The sequence below is a fragment of the Staphylococcus sp. HMSC035D11 genome, assembly GCF_001836075.1.
In the GTDB taxonomy this organism is placed as follows: Bacteria; Bacillota; Bacilli; order Staphylococcales; family Staphylococcaceae; genus Staphylococcus; species Staphylococcus hominis.
This window is the reverse complement of sequence record NZ_KV827283.1, coordinates 1-20,378: the sequence shown is the minus strand read 5'-3', so window position 1 is coordinate 20,378 and position 20,378 is coordinate 1. Positions and strand designations below refer to the sequence as shown.

At 30.8% G+C, this 20,378-nt stretch carries 25 protein-coding genes; 5 read left to right on the top strand and 20 right to left on the bottom strand.

The annotated features are described in order from the left end of the window. Window positions 1-59 precede the first annotated feature (59 nt). Window positions 60-830 (bottom strand): VOC family protein, encoded by a 771-nt coding sequence (locus HMPREF2647_RS09530; RefSeq protein WP_019834797.1) that lies wholly within the window; start codon window positions 828-830, stop codon window positions 60-62. A gap of 170 nt (window positions 831-1,000) precedes the next feature. Here HMPREF2647_RS09530 and HMPREF2647_RS09525 point away from each other — a divergent pair, with 170 nt between their 5' ends. Together HMPREF2647_RS09525 and HMPREF2647_RS09520 are read left to right on the top strand one after the other, a co-directional pair. Beyond that, window positions 1,001-1,444 carry a MarR family winged helix-turn-helix transcriptional regulator gene (locus tag HMPREF2647_RS09525; protein ID WP_070813344.1) on the top strand — a complete coding sequence of 148 codons (444 nt, stop codon included), beginning with the start codon at window positions 1,001-1,003 and terminating at the stop codon, window positions 1,442-1,444. Continuing rightward, entirely contained in the window at window positions 1,431-2,636 is a 1,206-nt protein-coding gene (locus HMPREF2647_RS09520; RefSeq protein ID WP_070813343.1) for an MFS transporter, read from the top strand. Before HMPREF2647_RS09525 ends, HMPREF2647_RS09520 begins: the two co-directional genes overlap by 14 nt. A gap of 74 nt (window positions 2,637-2,710) precedes the next feature. On the opposite strand, the gene HMPREF2647_RS09515 is transcribed toward HMPREF2647_RS09520, so the two are convergent. The 7 genes from HMPREF2647_RS09515 to glp all read right to left on the bottom strand — a co-directional run bounded on the left by HMPREF2647_RS09515 (window position 2,711) and on the right by glp (window position 7,356). Beyond that, entirely contained in the window at window positions 2,711-3,061 is a 351-nt protein-coding gene (locus HMPREF2647_RS09515) for a SarA family transcriptional regulator (protein ID WP_017174859.1), read from the bottom strand. Between the two features lie 232 nt (window positions 3,062-3,293). After that, complete coding sequence (moaA, locus tag HMPREF2647_RS09510; RefSeq protein WP_017174860.1) at window positions 3,294-4,316, bottom strand: GTP 3',8-cyclase MoaA; 1,023 nt, start codon at window positions 4,314-4,316, stop codon at window positions 3,294-3,296. 14 nt (window positions 4,317-4,330) lie between these two features. Continuing rightward, window positions 4,331-4,936 carry a molybdenum cofactor guanylyltransferase MobA gene (mobA, locus tag HMPREF2647_RS09505; RefSeq protein ID WP_017174861.1) on the bottom strand — a complete coding sequence of 202 codons (606 nt, stop codon included), beginning with the start codon at window positions 4,934-4,936 and terminating at the stop codon, window positions 4,331-4,333. A 2-nt stretch (window positions 4,937-4,938) separates the two neighbouring features. After that, window positions 4,939-5,172: a molybdopterin converting factor subunit 1 gene (moaD, locus tag HMPREF2647_RS09500; RefSeq protein ID WP_017174862.1), complete on the bottom strand. Its 234-nt coding sequence runs from the start codon at window positions 5,170-5,172 to the stop codon at window positions 4,939-4,941. After that, window positions 5,173-5,622, bottom strand: coding sequence for a molybdenum cofactor biosynthesis protein MoaE (locus HMPREF2647_RS09495; RefSeq protein WP_017174863.1), 450 nt, complete (start codon window positions 5,620-5,622; stop codon window positions 5,173-5,175). It lies immediately after the preceding gene. Next, window positions 5,609-6,100, bottom strand: a complete 492-nt coding sequence (gene mobB, locus HMPREF2647_RS09490; protein WP_017174864.1) for a molybdopterin-guanine dinucleotide biosynthesis protein B — start codon at window positions 6,098-6,100, stop codon at window positions 5,609-5,611. The genes HMPREF2647_RS09495 and mobB overlap by 14 nt, the downstream gene beginning before the upstream one ends. After that, window positions 6,097-7,356: a molybdopterin molybdotransferase MoeA gene (gene glp, locus HMPREF2647_RS09485; RefSeq protein ID WP_070508203.1), complete on the bottom strand. Its 1,260-nt coding sequence runs from the start codon at window positions 7,354-7,356 to the stop codon at window positions 6,097-6,099. Before glp ends, mobB begins: the two co-directional genes overlap by 4 nt. Window positions 7,357-7,498: 142 nt before the next feature. Between glp and moaC the strand changes: the two genes are divergently transcribed. Beyond that, window positions 7,499-7,993 carry a cyclic pyranopterin monophosphate synthase MoaC gene (gene moaC, locus HMPREF2647_RS09480; RefSeq protein WP_017174866.1) on the top strand — a complete coding sequence of 165 codons (495 nt, stop codon included), beginning with the start codon at window positions 7,499-7,501 and terminating at the stop codon, window positions 7,991-7,993. Between the two features lie 87 nt (window positions 7,994-8,080). On the opposite strand, the gene HMPREF2647_RS09475 is transcribed toward moaC, so the two are convergent. The 5 genes from HMPREF2647_RS09475 to modA form a co-directional block, all read right to left on the bottom strand. Further along, the gene (locus HMPREF2647_RS09475) at window positions 8,081-8,587 is read right to left on the bottom strand and encodes a MogA/MoaB family molybdenum cofactor biosynthesis protein (protein WP_017174867.1); all 507 of its coding nucleotides are present in this window, start codon (window positions 8,585-8,587) and stop codon (window positions 8,081-8,083) included. Between the two features lie 13 nt (window positions 8,588-8,600). Further along, on the bottom strand, window positions 8,601-9,605 hold the full coding sequence (locus HMPREF2647_RS09470; protein ID WP_070859994.1) for a ThiF family adenylyltransferase: 1,005 nt from the start codon (window positions 9,603-9,605) through the stop codon (window positions 8,601-8,603). 101 nt (window positions 9,606-9,706) lie between these two features. Continuing rightward, on the bottom strand, window positions 9,707-10,312 hold the full coding sequence (locus HMPREF2647_RS09465; protein ID WP_017174869.1) for an ATP-binding cassette domain-containing protein: 606 nt from the start codon (window positions 10,310-10,312) through the stop codon (window positions 9,707-9,709). Then, complete coding sequence (gene modB / locus HMPREF2647_RS09460; protein WP_017174870.1) at window positions 10,313-10,984, bottom strand: molybdate ABC transporter permease subunit; 672 nt, start codon at window positions 10,982-10,984, stop codon at window positions 10,313-10,315. 11 nt (window positions 10,985-10,995) lie between these two features. Then, on the bottom strand, window positions 10,996-11,787 hold the full coding sequence (modA, locus tag HMPREF2647_RS09455; protein ID WP_017174871.1) for a molybdate ABC transporter substrate-binding protein: 792 nt from the start codon (window positions 11,785-11,787) through the stop codon (window positions 10,996-10,998). A 187-nt stretch (window positions 11,788-11,974) separates the two neighbouring features. On the opposite strand from modA, the gene fdhD reads away from it, so the two are divergent. Then, on the top strand, window positions 11,975-12,769 hold the full coding sequence (gene fdhD, locus HMPREF2647_RS09450; protein WP_017174872.1) for a formate dehydrogenase accessory sulfurtransferase FdhD: 795 nt from the start codon (window positions 11,975-11,977) through the stop codon (window positions 12,767-12,769). A 38-nt stretch (window positions 12,770-12,807) separates the two neighbouring features. Here the strand turns inward: fdhD and HMPREF2647_RS09445 are convergent, their stop codons facing one another. From HMPREF2647_RS09445 to HMPREF2647_RS09415, 7 genes are all read right to left on the bottom strand, one after another. Next, the gene (locus HMPREF2647_RS09445; RefSeq protein WP_049434073.1) at window positions 12,808-13,572 is read right to left on the bottom strand and encodes a GNAT family N-acetyltransferase; all 765 of its coding nucleotides are present in this window, start codon (window positions 13,570-13,572) and stop codon (window positions 12,808-12,810) included. Between the two features lie 35 nt (window positions 13,573-13,607). Further along, on the bottom strand, window positions 13,608-14,153 hold the full coding sequence (locus HMPREF2647_RS09440) for a biotin transporter BioY (protein WP_002448536.1): 546 nt from the start codon (window positions 14,151-14,153) through the stop codon (window positions 13,608-13,610). A gap of 74 nt (window positions 14,154-14,227) precedes the next feature. Next, a complete protein-coding gene (locus HMPREF2647_RS09435) occupies window positions 14,228-15,169 on the bottom strand; it encodes a nucleoside hydrolase (RefSeq protein ID WP_070859993.1) in 942 nt (313 codons plus the stop codon). A gap of 92 nt (window positions 15,170-15,261) precedes the next feature. After that, window positions 15,262-16,407: an acyl-CoA dehydrogenase family protein gene (locus HMPREF2647_RS09430; protein ID WP_049334583.1), complete on the bottom strand. Its 1,146-nt coding sequence runs from the start codon at window positions 16,405-16,407 to the stop codon at window positions 15,262-15,264. A gap of 145 nt (window positions 16,408-16,552) precedes the next feature. After that, window positions 16,553-16,897, bottom strand: a complete 345-nt coding sequence (locus HMPREF2647_RS09425; RefSeq protein WP_002448494.1) for a transcriptional regulator, SarA/Rot family — start codon at window positions 16,895-16,897, stop codon at window positions 16,553-16,555. 273 nt (window positions 16,898-17,170) lie between these two features. Then, on the bottom strand, window positions 17,171-17,899 hold the full coding sequence (locus HMPREF2647_RS09420) for a transcriptional regulator, SarA/Rot family (RefSeq protein ID WP_019835266.1): 729 nt from the start codon (window positions 17,897-17,899) through the stop codon (window positions 17,171-17,173). Window positions 17,900-18,076: 177 nt separating this feature from the next. Beyond that, window positions 18,077-18,931, bottom strand: coding sequence for a helix-turn-helix transcriptional regulator (locus tag HMPREF2647_RS09415; RefSeq protein WP_019835267.1), 855 nt, complete (start codon window positions 18,929-18,931; stop codon window positions 18,077-18,079). Between the two features lie 618 nt (window positions 18,932-19,549). On the opposite strand from HMPREF2647_RS09415, the gene HMPREF2647_RS09410 reads away from it, so the two are divergent. Next, window positions 19,550-20,332, top strand: a complete 783-nt coding sequence (locus tag HMPREF2647_RS09410) for a CHAP domain-containing protein (protein WP_019835268.1) — start codon at window positions 19,550-19,552, stop codon at window positions 20,330-20,332. The last annotated feature ends 46 nt before the right edge of the window (window positions 20,333-20,378 follow it).

Below are 20,378 nucleotides of genomic sequence, written 5' to 3'. Positions count from 1 at the left end.
TCTAGTACTAGTTTTTATTCATATTGCTTTTATCGCACATAGTACTTATACCTATCTATTTAATTAGTTCCTTCATTCGGTTCGAAACGATATTTGGCTCCTTTAATAATAATTGAATAAGGAGTCGTAGTTTCATTATCTTTAAAAACAATGGTATTGTATCCAGATTGAGCCGCATCTTGAATCCGATAAACGATAGTATCCCCCTCTAATTTTAAGTCAGTGTAGTTCTCATTTTCTTCTATAATGTCCATATTAAACCAGCTTTGCCACTTAGTTAAGGTTTTAGAGCGTTTAGAACTATCTATAATAATTTTATCAATTTTAAATTGTTTCTGAAAAAATGAGTCTAAATTTTGCATATGATCGACTTTATTTTTATTCCACTCAATAAAAAAAGGTGGCCTAACCATATAGTCGGGATCAGCGATATAGAGTAACTTCCATCTTATCTTTTCACCCTTTTTATCTTCTCTGTCCATATGTATAGGACCAATCGTATCAATATGACGTTCGTTTAAAGATTGTTTTACCCTCTCTATATCTTCCGTTCTAAATGCCATTGTTTTAAATCCTTGCTTAAAATCATCTTGAACAATTTTCGTTGCAAAAGCGACTCTACCCTCTTCAGTTTTAGCTTCTTTCTTTAACTTTTCGACATCTTCAACATCTAAGAGTTCGATGTAATTTCCATTTATATAAGTTAAACGATTGAAAGTGCCATATTGATGATGCTTGCCTCCAGAATGAATTTTTAATAACTCACCTGGATATTTAAATCCTTTTAATTGATCGACGTAATGAATCATATGATCAAATTTCAACTTCATTTATCAATATCCCCTTTACTAATTTAAACTTAATTGTATTTTAACAAATTTCACTATACTTTACTCTATAACTTATATTTAGTGTTGAAAAATGAATGAAATCGGCGTATAATATTTTTCGTCATCAATTAGTTAGCCTTGCTAACTATTTTTGAGGGAGATAATTCAAAATGCTCACAAATGAATTTTTTAATAGTTTTATTGGTATTTATCGTCCTTATATTAAACGTACTCAATCTATATTAGATCAGTTTGGTCTACATACAGGTCAGTGGTTAGTGCTTAAAGATATTGCTACATATGACCAAACGACTTTAGTTCAAATATCTAAACGTCGTTTTATTGAAAAACCGACTGCGCGTAAAATTATTAAAGTACTATTTGAAAAAGATTTACTTTTGGTTACTCCAGGGACTGACAAACGTGAAAAGCTATTAAGTTTATCTGAAAAAGGACAGCAATTATTTGAGGACATTAATGCTTGTATTACACCTATTCAAGAAGATTTAATCCATCAATCTAATATATCTAATGATGATTTGGATCACGTCATAGCAATTATGAAAAAATTACATACCACATTATCGAAGGGGGATCTTCATGAATCAGACTAGTACTACTAAACAACCTATTTTTACTAAAAGTTTTACAATCAATTTTATGATTAATTTCTTTGTTTATTTGTGTATGTACTTATTATTAGTTATCATCGCTGATTATTCTAAAACATTCTATCATGTGTCAGACAGCTTATCTGGACTTGTTGTAGGACTATTTATTATCGGATCATTGATTGGACGTTTTGGAACGGGAAAGTATGTCAATCGTTTTGGTCCTAAAAAGATTTTAATTGCTGGTTTAATTTTTCTAATCATTACTCAGTTACTTTATTTTATCTCTGGATCGATAACCATCTTGATGTTAGTACGACTCCTAAATGGAATTGCTACAGCTATCGCAACGACAGCTACAGGTACAATTGCTGCACATGTTACCCCTGTAGAACGTAAAAGTGAAGGCATTAGCTTATTTTCACTAAGTCTTGTTCTTGGATCAGCCATTGGTCCTTTCTTTGGAATTTTATTATTGAAATCATTCTCAATTAATTTACTATTTCTTATCTGTCTTATACTAGGAATTACAAGTTTAATTGTTTCAGTCTTTATTAAAATTGACTTTAATCCTACTAAAAATGCAATTGATAGAAAAGTAGCCCAAGCTTCTGGTTTCAACATTCATAATTTCATTGCTAAAGAAGCTGTACCAGTAGCAATTGTGATGATGATTATAGGGTTGAACTATGCTTCAATCCTAACATTCTTAAAATCTTTTGCTGAGCAACGTCATTTGTTAGAAGCATCTAGTTATTTCTTTATTTTCTATGCGATCGCTTCATTAATCACTCGACCTATTGCTGGTAGGATGATTGATGCAAAAAATGAAAATGTTGTGGTTTATCCAGCATTTCTTGCCTTAATTATCACATTTGTTTTATTAGTATTTAGCTATAATGGTTGGGTATTATTACTTGCTGGCGTGTTCTTAGGTATTGGCTATGGAAATCTCTCTTCTTCTATGCAAGCCATTGCAATTAAAGTGTCACCTTCAAGTAAATATGGAATTGCAACTTCAACTTACTTTATTGGATTAGATATTGGTATTGGTTTTGGTCCATCGTTGCTTGGATTATTTACAAGTGCAATCACGTATACTCAAGTTTATTTCATTATGGCTATTGTAGCCGCTTTATGTACGGTACTTTATTTAATTGTTCATGGTAGAAAAGTGAATGGTAATACGTATTAATCTTTCATTTAATATATAAAAAGAAGCACCCCTATTATTCGTTATAGAATATTAGAGGTGCTCTTTTTATTTAATTAATTTGCAATACTAATAGCTTCAATTTCATTTTTCATTTTATCTAATACTTTTTGTTGCGACGCATTAAAGAAATAAAATACTTGTCGTTCATCTGTTTCAGAACGTAATTTAGAAATTAATTCTTTCTTGTAAATTTTGCGGATGATGACGTCAATTTTACTTGTATCCCATAACATTTCAAAATGTAATGTATCGCGTAACTCTTTTCCGCTAATTTTTTTACCTTCATACACTTTAAATAAAACAACAAATTCCTCAATAGAAATTTTATACGTCATTTTCAACCAATGCTTCAATTGACTAAGTTCTCTTTCCGCTTCAATAAAGCGAGTCACTTTATTATTCATAGTACATGCCTCCAAAGTTGATTCTAAGTTGTATAAATACATAATATAATAAAATTGCTTAATTTAATTATATAACATATGCACAATTTAATCTATTACAAATATTAATTTATATCTGTTTAGTGATTAATATAAATTACTTTGAAATTATTAAAATTAATTAAAGATACTATCAAATTAAAATACAGAAGTAAGTGATATCACATATGATTATCACTTGTTTCTGTATAGATTAACCACCAATATAATTCATATTAATTTTCTTTCGTTGTCGATTTCTTACTGTTTGTTCTGTTCGTTCATCTGAATAACGATCATCACGTGCTTGCCATAATGAAATGAGCGTGTCTTTTAATTTTTGATGTGTAGCACCACTACGCAATAATGATTTAATATCAAAACCATCAATCACACTAAATAAACATCCATAAAATTTCCCATCAGATGATAATCTTGCTCTTGTACAAGTAGAACAAAATGAAGCTGAAACACTTGTGATTAGACCAAACTGTGCACCATTATCTTTATGTCTATAATATGTGGCAACTTCACCAAAATATTTAGGTGGAAGAGGTTCTATATCAAACTCTTCTTCAATAGTAGATAGCATTTCTTCTTTCGTAACAACTTTACTAAAATTCCAACCATTATCATTACCTACATCCATAAATTCAATGAATCTTATTTGAATATGTTTATCTTTAAAATATTCAATCATAGGTAGGATTTGATCATCATTAATTCCTTTTTGTATCACTACATTTACTTTTACATGAAATCCAATAGATATTGCATAATCAATTTGTTGCAAGATGGTAGAAGCTTTAATGTTACGGTTATTGATTGCTTGAAATACTTCATCATCAATTGCATCTAAACTTACATTAATTCTACGCAATCCTGCATCATACAACTTTTGACCATGTTTTTTTAAAAGTAAACCATTAGTGGTCATACCAATATCTTCAATACCTTCAATATGATTAAGTTTTTCAATTAATTTATATAAATCACGTCGTAATAAAGGTTCTCCACCAGTAATTCTTAATTTTTTCACGCCTAATTCAGCATAAACTTTGGCAATTGTTGTAATTTCATCAAATGTAAGTAATTCCTCTTTAGGTAAAAAAACAAAATCATCACCAAATATTTCTTTTGGCATACAATAATCACATCTGAAATTACAACGATCTGTTACAGAAATTCGTAGATCTCTTATAGGACGTCCTAATTTATCTTTAATTTGGATCGTCATTAACGTGTCCCCCTTTAATCATTAATCTGATGAAGTAAAGTATTCAAATCATCTTGATAATTAATATTTTTAGACCAATTTTTTAAAGGCTGAACCTCTTTAGTATCTAGAAAACATGTTATCACATTTTTATATACATGCTGTAAACTATAATCATTAGAATTGAGTGCTTTTTCAATATTCGAAATGACTCCTCGACTATAAAAAGCAATGGTCGGTATAGGTTTATCATCGTCTGAATAAGCTATAATATCGGCTTGATGTTCCATACGCTGTGAAATTGTAAATTGATATAGTTGACTTATTGCTTCTTTAGTAATCATAGGAGTATCTACAGAGACCACAAAAAATAATTCTTCATTATTATAATGTTTCATAACTGTGTAGATTCCTGATAACGGGCCTTTATCTGCATGTGTTTCTTCATCTACCATAATATGTTTATACTCAAATTCATTCTTAAGTTGTTTGTTTGTACTTATAATAATATCGTCAAATAAATTCGTTTCTGTTAATGTGTTAATAATTCGTTTATAGAACATTTCCCCGTGAATACAAGCAAATGCTTTAGGACTACCAAAACGTTTAGAGTGTCCCCCAGCTAGAATAATTGCTTTCATATTTAACCACCACTAACTGGAGGTATTAACGCAACAACATCATCTTGCTTTACAATATCATTAAGTTGAACAAATTCTTCATTTACAGCTACTTGAAATTTTTTATCACGAATGGATGGGTGACGTTCAAATAATAATTCTTTAAACGTTTCTACTGTAATATCTTCTATTAAATCAATGTCTTCTGAATTCATTTCTAATATTTCTTTTATTTCTGCAAAATATAATACTCTCATTTAAGCCTCTCCTTTAGTTGCTTGACTATAATCTCCTCTTTGATGTCCTTGCCATTCTGCACCGTCTTCCCAAATTTCTTTTTTCCAAATTGGCACAACTTCTTTAATTCTTTCAATCGCATACTCATTTGCACGATAGGCATCTTTACGATGTGGCGAAGAGACAGCAATCAATACTGCAATATCAGAGATTTGTAGGGGGCCAATACGATGTACAATCGTTGTTATCGTTCCTGGCCAACGCTGTGTAATTTCTTCTCCAATTTGTTCTAGTTTTTTTTGAGCCATTGGAACATAAGCTTCATACTCAAGATATTCTGTTTTCACCCCTTTAGTCCATTCGCGAACATGACCTGTAAATACAACAACAGCTCCTTGATGTTCATTTAAAGTAAATGTTCTATATTGTTCGGGCTCAATTGGATTCGTCACGATTTCAAATTGTTTCATTTTTATGTTCATCCTTTCGTTTCATCCATTTTAGTAACCATTGCTCATAGTTTTTTAAAGCATTCTCATTATTATAATTATAAAAATATTGAACATGTGTAAGAAGTCTCAGTTCTTCTAATTCTTCTTGGGTTTTATATACCACTATTTTGTCATAATCCTCATTTTTAAACCCTTCAACTAAAATAACGTCATAACTAATAGTTACACTTTCTTTTATCAGTTGTTCAAGCGACGGCTGATTTCTACGTGTTACTGTTTGTTGATAAGCAGATCCTTGAACAATACTCTGATCTGCACCAGCTTCAAAATGTTTCATATGATCCACATTAGATGATTGAAGTGTAATATCATCTTTTTCATGTCCGTGATGTTTAATCGTCACAATGTGATAGCCTTGAGATTTTAAAAATGTAATAGATTGTTGTAACAACGTTGTTTTACCCGAATCTTTAAAACCAACTATTTGTAAAATCATAATGATAGTTCCTCTTCGAAAACATTCGATTCAGTTAAAATAACATCTACCGTATGGCCGGCTTTAAATCCTCTTGTACCCCCTGGCAACATAATCATTGCATTACTATGTGCTATTGCTACCACAGCACCCGATTTATTAAATCCGGATGGAACCACAGTCGCACAATTATGAGTAAAAGATGCAGTTGCTCGAATAAATCTTGTAAATGGATTGGCTTTCGCAAAATCTTCCATTAATGTTGCTTTCACAACTTGAGGGTAAACTGCTTTGGCTTGCATCATATGTTGCACTGCTGGTTTAACAAATAATTCAAAACCAGTAAAACAAGCCGATGGATTCCCTGATAAACCAAATAAATACGTCTTATTTGCAACTGCCACAGTTGTCACACTTCCAGGACGCATCGCAATTTTATTAAATAACACTTCTGCTTGAATTGCTTTGTATATCTTTGGTAAAAAGTCATAATCTCCTACCGAAACGCCTCCAGTAGTAATGACAATATCATGATCTTTCATTGCTTTAGTGATGACTTGAATACTACTTTCTAAGTCATCTTGTTGTATACTATAAGGCTCTATCGTTAATCTCATTTTATCAGCTAACGCTTGTATCATCGGACCATTAGAATTTCTAATTTTTCCTGGTTGTAATTCTTCGTCTACATTCAATAATTCGCTTCCAGTAGCAATAACTGCAATACTTGGTTTTAAAAATACAGGCACTTCTGTATAACCATAGGTCGCTAGTACTGCAATAGCTCCAGGATTAATGACTTGTCCTTTTTTTAAAACGATATCTCCTGTTTTAGTTTCTTCTCCTTTTAGCGACACATTTTCATTCTCTTCAAAAGGTTTTCTAATCGTAAATGTATCTCCATTTTCCACAGTTTGTTCAAACATCACTACTGCATCTGCACCCTCAGGAATTTGAGCGCCTGTCATAATACGAACTGCTTCATTTTCTCCAACTGTTTTATGAGATACTGTGCCTGCACCAATATGATCTATCACTTTAAACGTTTTACGATTTTTTGAAAAGACACCAGCCGAATCTTCACTTCTTATAGCAAAACCATCATACGGCGATTTATTGAAACGTGGTATATCATAAGTTGCTACAATGTCTTCTGCTAAGACATATCCTAAACTGTCCTCTAATGATATATTATTTTGTTGAGTATATATATCTTGTTTTACAATACGTTCAATTGCTTCTTTAATAGGTATTGGTTTTCTTTTTTCAACTACCATTTTATCAACTCCAATTACACGATAAATTCATGCTATACTATTTTATAAACTCAGTAAGATAATGATGTACTCATTAAAAATAAATGTTTATAACTTTATTTATATGTTATGATTTTTTAGATATTTCTATAGGAGGCTATTTATGTCAAATTTTACACATATCAATCATCAAGGTAATGCAAAAATGGTTGATGTTTCTAATAAAAGTATTACAAAACGTATCGCTAAAGCGCATTCAAGCATCACAGTGAATGAGACGATTTACCGTCAAATTATAGACAATACAAATAAAAAGGGTAATGTACTTAATACTGCTCAAATTGCAGGTATAATGGCTGCTAAAAATACATCGACTATTATTCCTATGTGTCATCCATTGCCCTTAACTGGAATAGATATTGAATTCTCTTGGAATCAAGCAAACACACCACGCCACTATCAATTAAGCATTACTGCTACGGTTTCTACTACAGGTAAGACTGGTGTTGAAATGGAAGCTTTAACAGCTGCTTCAGTTACAGCTCTCACAGTATATGATATGACAAAAGCAGCTGATAAAGGAATGATCATTGGTGACACATACCTTGAATCAAAATCTGGAGGTAAATCTGGAGATTATCACCGTCAATTAGATTAATCTTTATGATTTTCTTCTATTATGATAGTCATAAGCAGCATTTTCAATTAGGGAAACCTATGATTTACAATGCTTTTTATGACTATTTTATTTATGGAGTTCATAAACCATATGATTTAATTCCGGAATAATGAGTTTAGTCATTGCTAACTTTACTGCCCCAGTTGATCCCGGCAACGTAAAGATTAATTTACTCATAACTGTTCCCGCTAATGCTCTTGAGAGAAGCGCTTTTGTTCCTACATCTTCCGTATAACTTAAATATCTAAAAAGTTCGCCGAATCCTTCAATTTCTTTATCTAAAAGTGGTTTTACAGCTTCTATAGTCACATCACGTTGTGCTATACCAGTGCCTCCAGTCGTTATAATGACATCAATATCTGATGCTAACCATTCGTCAATTTGAGATTGGATGTCTTCCTTGTCATCTTTAATGATATGATAGTGTTCTTCTGTCACTTCTATATTCAGTTCTTTCAAACACTTTTGAACTAATTGACCGCCTTTATCTGTTTCTTTATTTCGTGTATCAGAAATTGTTAACACTGCACATTGAATTGTTTTTTTAACTTCTTTGTTATCATGCTGATGCATCATCATTCTCTCCTTATCCAAATAGTTGATTGATTAAATGTATTGCTTCAGATTTCTTAGTTGTACCATGAATCAACATTCGCCCACCCTCAAAATATACAATTCTATGTTTTTTAAATTCAAATACTAACATATATTGGTTTTCATGGTAACGAATATCGAGTGCTGTAAGAAAATCAACTAATACTTTTTTTGTAATGTCTTTATTTTCATATTGAACTGTATCTCTACCACACAAAGTTGCATATGAAGTCGAATGAGCATATAAATACGGAAAGCTAGGATTCTTACCACAAGTTGGGCAATCATCACGACGCATTTTACTATAACCAAAAGAACAATGTGTATTCTCCCAAATATCTCCATATGTCAGCTTTGTGGGAATCTGTTTACCAATCAATATCTTTAAAGCATCCCGTAATTGAAAACTTGTGGTCATCGTTACGGCTGGCTGAATCACACCGACAGTATCACATGTCAGATTTATAACTGGTAACTGAGGCATTAAACAATTAAAGCAAGGGGTTTGACCTGGAATAAATGCAGTTTCTACATAGGTACTTTGAACTACTCCACCATAAATCCAAGGAATGCGATATCTATAGGAAAAATCATTGATTAATTGTCTTGTTTCAAAATTATCCGTTGCATCAATAATCAAATCTACACTCGTTGCATATTGCTCTAAAAATTGGGCATCTACATGTTCAATATAAATATTCATTTTTATATCAGAACGAATATGTCTTAAGTGATCTTGTGCAGCAACCACTTTTGGCAACATACGATCTGCATCACTTTCTGTAAACAATGTCTGTCTTTGTAAATTACTATATTCAATATAGTCTCTATCCACAATAGTCAACTCTTGAATACCAGCACGAACAAGTCCTTCAGCTACATGGGTACCCAAAGCGCCCATTCCAACAATCAATACATGTTTCTGATTAATGGTTTGTTGTCCATGTTCTCCAATATCTTTAAATAAAATTTGTCTTGAATAACGTTCTTGAGTCATTATTTGAAACCTCTCTCAACATTCTCTCTTCTTTTTATTATAACGAAATAGGAGTAGGACAGAAATCTAAAACGTTCTAAACTTCGATATCCTACTCCTATTTATTTAATTTGAATAATTTCATCTGCTAATACTTCTGCTTCATAATTAGAGTGCGTTACAAAAATAATAGGTATACACCATTCCTCATGAATTTGCTTAACTAGATGGATGCCTTCATCTCTAGAAATATCATCTAAACTTGAAAAAGGTTCATCAAGTAAAATTAAATTGGGTTTCGTGCTTAAAGTTCGCGCGAGTGCTACACGTTGGGCTTCCCCACCAGACAGTGTCGGCGGAAATTGATTTATTAAATGGCTAATATTTAAACGTTGAATAAGCTCATCAATATGTTTAGACTGTTTAGTCATAAATGTAATATTCTGAAGAACCGTCATGTTAGGAAAAAGTTGATAATCTTGAAATAAATAGCCAATTTGGCGTTGTTGAATCTTTACATTAATATGGTTTTCAGTATCCACTAATAGATGATTATCAATATTGATATAAGCCTCATCTGGTTGTCTTAATCCCGCAATGATATTTAATATTGTCGTTTTTCCAATACCGGAGGGACCTTGTATTGCATATATTTTAGCTTTTGTATCTTCAATGTTAATATGAATCAACGTTTGCTTTAACTGATGTTGTAATTTAACTTGTAACATCTAGTCTACCTCCTGAACTTTATCACGATTCGCAAAATTCAACATACTAATGACTGTAATAGAAAATGCAACGAGTACAAGTACCCATAACCATGCCTGATTCTCTTTTCCTTGTTCTACTAAAAAATAGATTTCCAGTGGCAGAGTATTGGTTTTATTTGGAATATATCCTGCAACCATCAATGTTGCACCAAATTCTCCAATAGCTCTCGCAAAACTCATCATAATACCCGCAATAATTGAGCGTTTAGATAATGGTAGAATTAAACGATAGAAGATTTTACGTTCACTTGCTCCCATTGTTCGTGCAGTATTTAACATTTTAGGATTAATACTTCGAAATCCTTGAATAGTATGTTGGTACATCAGTGGAAAACTAACAATGACAGATGCAATTACTGCACCTGTCATTGTAAATACTACGGGTAAGTGAAGTACATTTTGAAAGAATTGGCCCACAAATGTTCTAGGTGAAAAAACAATAATAAGTATAAACCCTAGTACTGTCGGTGGTAAAACAATAGGTAATAATATTAAGCTTTCAAGAAATTGAGTTGCATGCCCTTTTCTTTTATATAACGTTCTACAAATAAAAATTCCTAATATAGAGACAATTATCGTACTGATAAATCCTACTTTAATAGAAATCCATAGAGGTGTTAAATCAGGCATATGTCATCCCCCTATACTTTAAAGTGATATTCTTTTAAAATATCTTTCGCTTTTTTAGATTTTAAAAATTCTATCCATTCTTTAGCAAATTTGTTATCTGATGTTGCTCCCGCTTCATAAGTGATAGGTTTTTTCAAATCCGCTTTTTTAATCTCATTTACTTTATCTGTTCTTTCATTATTCGTATATAAATCGGTCTCATATACAAATCCCATTTGAGTATTACCTTTTTCAACGTAATTTAATACTTGTTTAACGTCTTTGGCATATACAATTTTATCTTTTACATCACTATATAAATGTTGATTATCTAAATATTGTTTCGCATATTTACCTGCTGGTACAGTTTTCACTTCACCAATAGCTAATTTTTCGTTGTCTTTTAAATCTTTTACTGAAGCTTGATCACTGTTTTTATCACCAATCAATACTAACTGATTATGTGCGTATTTATATGTATTATGAGCTTGATTATGTTTTTTCAACATATCTACATCTTTCGTATTTGCAGACATAAAGACATCAGTTGGCGCACCTTTTTCAATTTGTTGTCTTAATGCCCCTGATCCACCATAATTAAATGTTACATTTACATTTTTATGTGTTTTTTCAAACTCTTTCTTTAATGCTTTACTTACATCACTTAAACTTGCTGCTGCTGAAACTTTCAATTCAGTTTTAGGATTATCACTATTATTTGACTTTGAAGATTGCTTGCTATTGTCATTATCTTTTGAATTTGAACAACCTGCTATAATGATAATGAAAGTCCCTAACACCGCTAATAATCGTTTTACAGTCATTTATTTTTATGCCCCCTATTCAATCAAATATTATACGCTTTTTATATCTTTTGAACAGTTTTACCGTATTTTATATTTATTTCTAAATTTTAAAATATAAAGTTTTATATAATCATTCAACATTGAAATACTTTTTGTGAATATAATGATACAGTATAAAGTAGTTATAACCAAAGGGGAGACATTCATGGATAAAGATGCCGTTCAAAATCAACCAATTATTAGGTATGAAGATGAGCAACTCATCGAAACTGAAGACAGCTATGTAACCGAATTTCCATTAACCATTATGGTAAATGGAAAAGAATTTGCTACAGTAATCTGCAGTCCGACACATTTAGAAGAGTTAGTCATAGGATTTTTAGCATCTGAAGGAGCCATTTATAAAAAAGAAGAAATTAAACATTTACAAATTGATGATAGTAAAGGGTTTGCTCATGTAGAATTAACTAAGTCATTAAGCGACCGTTTTGAGTATTCTACAAAGCGCATGGTTGCTTCATGTTGTGGAAAAAGTCGAGAATTTTATTTTCAAAATGATGCAGCAATTGCTAAAACGTCTATGTCTAATATCATTCTCACTCCAAGACAAATTTTAAATATGATGACAGGTTTACAAAGTGCAAGTACCTTATTTAAACAAACAGGTGGCTTGCATAACGCAGCAATTAGTGATGGTGAGGCATTTTTTGAACATCGTCAAGATATAGGTAGACATAATGCCTTAGATAAACTTTACGGTTTTTGTCTTACTCATCAAATTCCTGTTAGAAATAAAGTACTTATTTTTAGTGGACGCATATCATCTGAAATTTTACTAAAAGCAGCTAAAATCGGTGTCGGTGTTATATTATCAAAATCTGCACCTACCACATTGGCAATAACACTGGCACATGACTTAAATATTACTGCTATTGGTTTTATTAGAGGTGATTCTTTTAACATTTATAGTCATCCAGAACGTATAAAAGGAGTGAAATAGAATTTATTATAAATTCATTTTTCACTCCCTACTTTTATTTATATCGCATCTTCTTTAACTATCTGATATTGAAAGCTTTGAAAAATATAGCCTTGCTTTATATACATGTCTTTTGCTGTATCATCGCCATCTGCCACTAATATGACTGGTCGAGAACCGGCTAAATGGCCTACATAGGACTGCATCGTAGTACCTATTCCTTTATGACGATAGTCTTCTAAAACGCCGAACCCATCAATTTCAACAGTTTCATCTGTAACTATAACATCCAAAATCCCCACAGATTTATGAAGATAATATGCAACTATACGAGTGACGTCATCTATTTGCTTTAATATTGCCTCTCTCGTTCGTTCTTCACTTTCTTTAACAAACGCTTCGCCATACGGTTTTGAAAATTCATTGTAAACACTTAAATAATCTTCCATGTTAAATGAAGTTACAGGTTCAATATCTACCTGAATATTGCTCTCAAATTGTTTTAATGTAACACTATCTATCGCGTACAATTCAAGTAGTCCTAATTGAAATCCTTCATTGCGTATCGCTTCTAACCATGTAGAATGCAGTAATTGGTTTTCTGGAAATGTAAAAGATAAATGAGAAGAATGTTGTTTTTTATGCAAAATTCGTTGTTTTTCCATATCTGAATACCACTGATTAATTGAAGGTAACGTTTTGTACTGCCACTTATTCATGTGATATGTCATTGGATCAGAAGGTGTTAAATATATAATATTCAACTCATCTTCTAAGTATATTTTTCCATTTTCTTTAATCTGCTTCATTGTTATGTATGTCATAGTAACCATCACCCAACTATGTATATTTTGTACTATTATATCAAATTCTTAAAACGTGAATGGTTAAGTAATGTTGTGCCGATTAAACTCGCAATAATCGCTTTAATAATATCTCCTGGAATAAATGTAAATGATAATAAAAATGCTTTACTTATAGGCATATGTATAATGAATCCCATAATGATTGTTCCTACAATATCTAATAATAAAACACCAAATACAAGTATACCAATAAATAATGTCAAGAAATTAATATGATTTTTAAAACGATCTCTTACTAAACCTATAAGATACGCCACTACTGGATATAAGAATAAAAATCCTGCTGAAGGACCTGCAAACACACCTATTCCACCGCGTCCACCTGATAATAATGGCAAACCTGTGGCTGCTAATAATAAGAAGATAATAACACTGAGTGCGCCGTATTTACGTCCTAATATAACTCCTGCTAAAAAGATACCTATATTTTGTAATACAATTGGTACAGGCATAAATGGTAACGGTATTCCGGGTACTAGACCTAAAATACAAATAACCGCTGTCATTAACGCTGTATATACTAAATTTTTTGTACTCATTTGATTTCCTCCTTTTATGAAGAAAATTATACCACTTATGTAAACTATTTTATATAAAAAGTTTACATTTAAAGTTAATGAACTACTTTTTTAGCTAAAGACGTGATATAGTTGAAGAATTCATCATGATTGACATGATTAACGACATGCACCATACGTCCATCATCGCTCTCATATGTGCCTCCTTGGCTTGGTCCTTTTGTACATACATCTACTTTAAGTTCTATAGAATCTGTTAAGTTTTCTTTACCAATTTGAGCAGTCGTCAATACATCCCATAAAAAGTAAGTAGAGTTGGTGACAAAATGAGTAAGAGGAGGTACAGCTGCATAACTGATGCCTAAAAAATCAACTCCTATAAACTGACGTTGATTTGCCCACATTTGACGAATAGCTGGTGTCAATGGTACTTGATTAGTGCTTTCTAACGCTACCATTTCTATCTTGATAGACGTATCAAATATTGTTTTAACAGCTTCAGGATCCCAAAAAGCATTCCATTCAGCTGTGCCATCATGTTCGGGTTCTTCTACATTTCCCTTTTCTAAAAATGTTCCTCCCATCCAAACTAACTTTTCAATATTGTTTACTATTGTTTTATCATATTTGATTGCTTTGGCTAAATCAGTTAACGGACCAGTAAACAATAAAGTCACCTTTTCTTTACTATTATTTAATACATTAATAATATCCTCATAAGCTTCAAATGTACTCGTTATAGAACGTTTATCAATCCATTCCTCATTTAAAATAGGCAGCGCATCCATAAAAAAGGCATGCATTCTCCAGTCTTTCGGAAAAGGGTTAACTCCTCTTTCATATGAAGGAGCTACATCAATAGATAAATTTGAAAAACGATTTATAATTTTACATGACGCACTTAGAGAAGGTTCTAAATAACAATCTGCACCGATTGTACTTACACCTACTAATTCAATATTATCCATTTGTAGTAATAAGAATAGCGATATTAAATCATCAACGCCGCCATCATGATTAAAATATATTTTAGTCATTAAATCCCTCCAAAAAATATGTAAAAAAAGCTATGACTACATTATACGTAATCATAGCTTTCTTTAAACATATTATACATAAAAAATTCATTCTACATTAAATCAAGTATAGACTTTGCAATATTCGTATATGCTGCATCTTCCATAGGAGGATTATGTAGGCCAGCACGCATATTACGATAATAGCGTTGTAATGGACGATCCATTTCTAAACTTTTTGCCCCTACTATTCGCATAGCAAGATCCACTACTTCTAATCCTTGATTCATGACTAAAATTTTACTTGCAGATGTTTCATTCCAAATATTAAGTGTTTCATTATATTGATTGTAACCTCTAGCTGTACTCCATAAAAAATGACGTGCAGATAATAAGAGTGATTCCATTTTCCCAACATTTTGTTGTACAGTAGGTAGCGTAGCAATTGTTCCCTCAATACTATTAGGAGAATGTATTTTGGCAAACTCAATAGCATAATCTCTCGCTGCTTGGGCAATACCTAAATATACACTTGGTATATGTAAAATCCATCCATTGGGTTGCGGTTTATGTTTTGTTTCTACAAAGTTTTCAAACGGAACTATAACATCATTTAATACTAAATCATGACTTTCCGTTGCACGCATCCCTAACATATTCCAATTATCTGCAATTTCTAAACCTTTAGTCTCTCTAGGAATTAAAAAGAAGCCTACTTCTTGAATATCTTCTACAAATGCAGCAACAATGTAATGTGTCAATGCTTTACTCATAGAAGTAAACGTTTTTACACCATTTAATTTATATCCGTCTTTAGTTTTTATTGCATGTGTAGCAGGTCTCCCACCACGAGTAGGACTACCAGTATCCGCTTCACTTACTGCTCTATTTACAAGCGCACCATTTTTTACTTCTATTGCAAATTGATCAAGCATAGTTTGACTCCACATATGTTGTTGATATAATTGTCCTACAACGCTTAGATGCCAGCCTATAGACAGTGCTGTAGCACCATCTATAGCTCCAAGATACGATTGTAAAACGACCATATCTTCTATTGTTGCACCTTCTCCACCATATGATTTAGGTAAAGTTAACACACTATAACCTTCCTCTACAAGCCATTTTATATTGTCAAATGGGAATTTAGAGTCAATATCTTCTTCTGCTGCTCTTTGTTTAAATGTATCTTCAATTGTTTTAAATTTTTTAATCCATTTTCTTTGAATATCACTACTTATTAAAAATGAATCTAACATGACTACCACCTATTCGATATTTGATATATTTAATCATAGTTTAACACTCGGTTTTAATAATATAAAGTATCTAATTAACATAGTATATTAGAATTAAAAAAGAGTGGACAGACATTCTGTCTCACTCATTTACCCCATCATCATTCTATTGTATATATTTCTCTAATTCAGCAATTAAAGCATTAATTCTCTCGCGTTGCTCTTTTGTTACATAAACAATAACTGTTCTTTCATCTTGTATACTACGTTTTTTTGATAATAATTGTAAATCTTTTAATTTTTGTAATGCTTTAGTTAAGTAATAAGGTTTGAATTCTGAATACGTTGCAATTTCTTTTGAAGTAATTTCATCTTTTTTACTTTTAACAATATAATTTAAAATATAAATTTCTTCATAATTCAGATTATATTTTTTCTTAGTGTCTTTAAAAAACTTTTTCACTTGAAATGTTGCGTTAACTAAATCATTGATGTCTTTAATTTGTCCCATATTCTAAACCACTCCTCTGATGTACATCTAGTTGCTACAAGGTTCATGTATACTAACTACTACAACACTAAACATTTCTTATGCTATAAAAATTATTTTATAACATTTAAGTATAATATTTCAATATTTTTATGAAATTAAAATGATATTATATATTAAAATCTCATTTGACAAATTAAATTATACATAATTATTTCATGCGTTATACACCTAAAATAACTAGTAATGTAAGAGATAAGCCTTTCTTACATCACTAGTTATTTTTAAAACAAATTATAATGTTAATTCCTTTTTTATCATTTTACTACAATGTCTCAAGATATCATGAATCTCTTCCTTTTTTGACATATTTAACTTTATACACACTCTACGTTCATCTATAACATCTCTTTCTTTCAAAATATAACCACTTTGTTGTAATCGTTTAATTACTAAATTTATATTTATAGACTGACAACGTGAAAAATAGTTTATCGATTTCAACGAGATATCATTTTGATTCGACCAAATAATGCCTAAAACAAGCAAATCATTTAAACTTAACTGATAATGCTTAATACTCTTTTCAATCTTATTTAAAACTTTATAAATAGTAATTAGATATGTTAACTTACAATAATTCATATTCTTGATTGATGTTTTAAGATAGTTATTTTCAAGTAATTCTCCAATTTCTAATAATAAATGTTTCATTTTTCTTTCATACATTTCTACAGGTAAGATTCTTAATCTTCGTTGATCATTTGCATCATAAGATTTAAAAATCCAATTTTCGTGGTATAAATGGCTAACAAGATAGAATAAAGTTCGTTTAGATAAATACGTTTTTTTCATTAATGTTTCAATATCCATACCTTGATGGTTCGTTTTATGATAATCAATAATAGCATATAGTACATTTAGGTGTTCAATATTTAGGTTTTTAGAATATTTTAGAAGTTCATCGACTGCTTTATAAAATAAAAGATAAAATAATAGTACATCCATATCGTTTTTTGTCATGATAGTTGCCACCTCGCAATTTATACAACAATTCTAGAAGACAGACTTTAGTATTGCGATACAATTTTAAAGTGTTACAAGTTTATCTCTATATCATACATATACTTACTTCATATTAAGTATGAGTAAAGGTCTAAATACTTTATCTTTTTACTTATTAATGGACTTAATCCTATTTTAGGTATGATAGTTACTTTTGGCCTCAGCTATAAGTAACTGTGCTTCATAATCTAAAGATATTTCAACCGTTTCGGTAGCCTTATATATTGGAGCAAATTGTTTTTTTCGTGCTTGACCTGGAGTCATCCCATATTTCTTACTAAATAATGCAATAAATCTCGGAAAATGATTAAATCCATGTTTATAAGCAATATCTTGAATAAATTCACTGCTATCTAAAATATCAAGTAAACATAATTTCAAACGAATATCATTAATATATTGAGCAATATTATGATAAGGTGTATGAAATTTAATCACTTGACTTAACTCTTTGTTAGACATATCAAGTGAATTCGCTAATGCTTGTTTATTAATCTTTTCATGATGATGTTCAATAATATATTCATGAACTTCATCTACAAGTGGATTGTCTAGTTTATAGTTTTGACGATGTTTTCTTTGAATATAACCTAATTCTACACATAAATGTTTAACTAATTTATCCCTTATGTGTGGAAGTCGAGGTTTTCGACTTTCAAATTCAAGAAGATTAATAATAAATGATTCTAATTGTTTTCGTTCAATAGAAGAAAATTTATATCCTTTTTGTCTGATATAATCGTCTGCAAATCTTAAATAATCTGTGAATGAAATTTCAATTATTGCAATAACAGAGTTCGTTTCGCCTTCTATCGAATATAAATCATTTAACATAATAAATACGAGATCTCTTTTTTTCATATTATATGTATCTAAGTCTAAATTTATTTTTCCAGAACCCTTTAACCAATATATAAGTTTGATATTGGATTCTTTTTGTTTTACTATTCTCGTATTTTTTAAAAGCTTTACCGAAAAATTATCTATCATACGTCTTTCCTCTCGTTTGTAATATAAAGACTAGATATAAGCGATGACATTTCTCCCCTTTATTCACCACTTAATTCTATTGAATTATCGCTTCGATACTTGTGTATGCGTATCGGAGATCTATCTTCATATACAATTTTATGTTTTATTTCGGTATTAGCAGTAGCAATATTTTGACTTATTTTATCACTTTATTATCTTATAGTATGATTTTATTATTTTTCAATATAAACTTACTTTATTTATATATAAAGAGGACATATAAAATGATTTTTTAGTATTTGTTTAATCAAGGAATCATTCAATAGGCTAAATTATTTTGTTATAAATTATTTTTCTATTATTTTACAAAAAGATTACAAGAAAATGAGTATTTTTTTCATATTCTTCTGTAAACACTGTCATAATAGCTTTTTTTATATTAAAAAATATTACTAATAATTAAATTTACAAGCTTTTATATTATCGAAAAATTACAAATCATTAACATTCCCCACAAATTGTAATTTTTTTGATAAAGTAATTCTTGTCGTTAAGTAAAATGATTTAAAGACTAAGTTAACAAATGACTATTAAATATAAAATAATATTAATTTAATTCTCAGGAGGAAATTTATAATGAAAAAAATCGCTACAGCTACAATCGCTACTGCAGGAGTTGCCGCAATTGCTATCGCCGGACAAGGACATGAAGCTCATGCAGCTGAACAAGGATATAATCCAAATGATCCTACTTCATATAGCTACTCTTACACTATCGATCAACAAGGTAACTACCATTACACTTGGAAAGGTAACTGGAGCCCAGATCGTTTAAATCATTCTAACTATAATTATAATTATAACTACAATACATATAATAATTATTCTAATACAAATTCAACATATAGTTATAACAACTATCATACTAATAACTCAAATCAAGTTGCTAGTAATCCAACACAATCTTACACAACAAATAATCAACACACTGGTGGTTTAGGTTCAGCTTCTGCTTCTACTTCTAATAATAATGTAAAAGTAACTACTGTAACTGCACCTTCATCAACGGGAGCTTCAATTTCTAACTCTGTTAGCTCAGGTAGAAACTACTATACTTCTGGCCAATGTACATATTATGTATATGACCGTGTAGGTGGTAAAATCGGTTCGACTTGGGGTAACGCAAATAACTGGGCAAATGCTGCAGCATCTGCTGGTTACACAGTAAATAACCGTCCATCTGCAGGTGCAATTATGCAATCTACTGCTGGTGCTTACGGTCACGTAGCATATGTTGAAAGTGTAAATAGTAATGGTTCAATCACAGTATCTGAAATGAATTATGGACATGGTGTAGGTGTAGTAACATCTCGTACACTTTCTTCAAGTGAAGCTGCTTCATATAATTTCATTCATTAATTAAATTGATAAAGAAAAAAGAGTCCGGGACATAAAGTATCTAGAT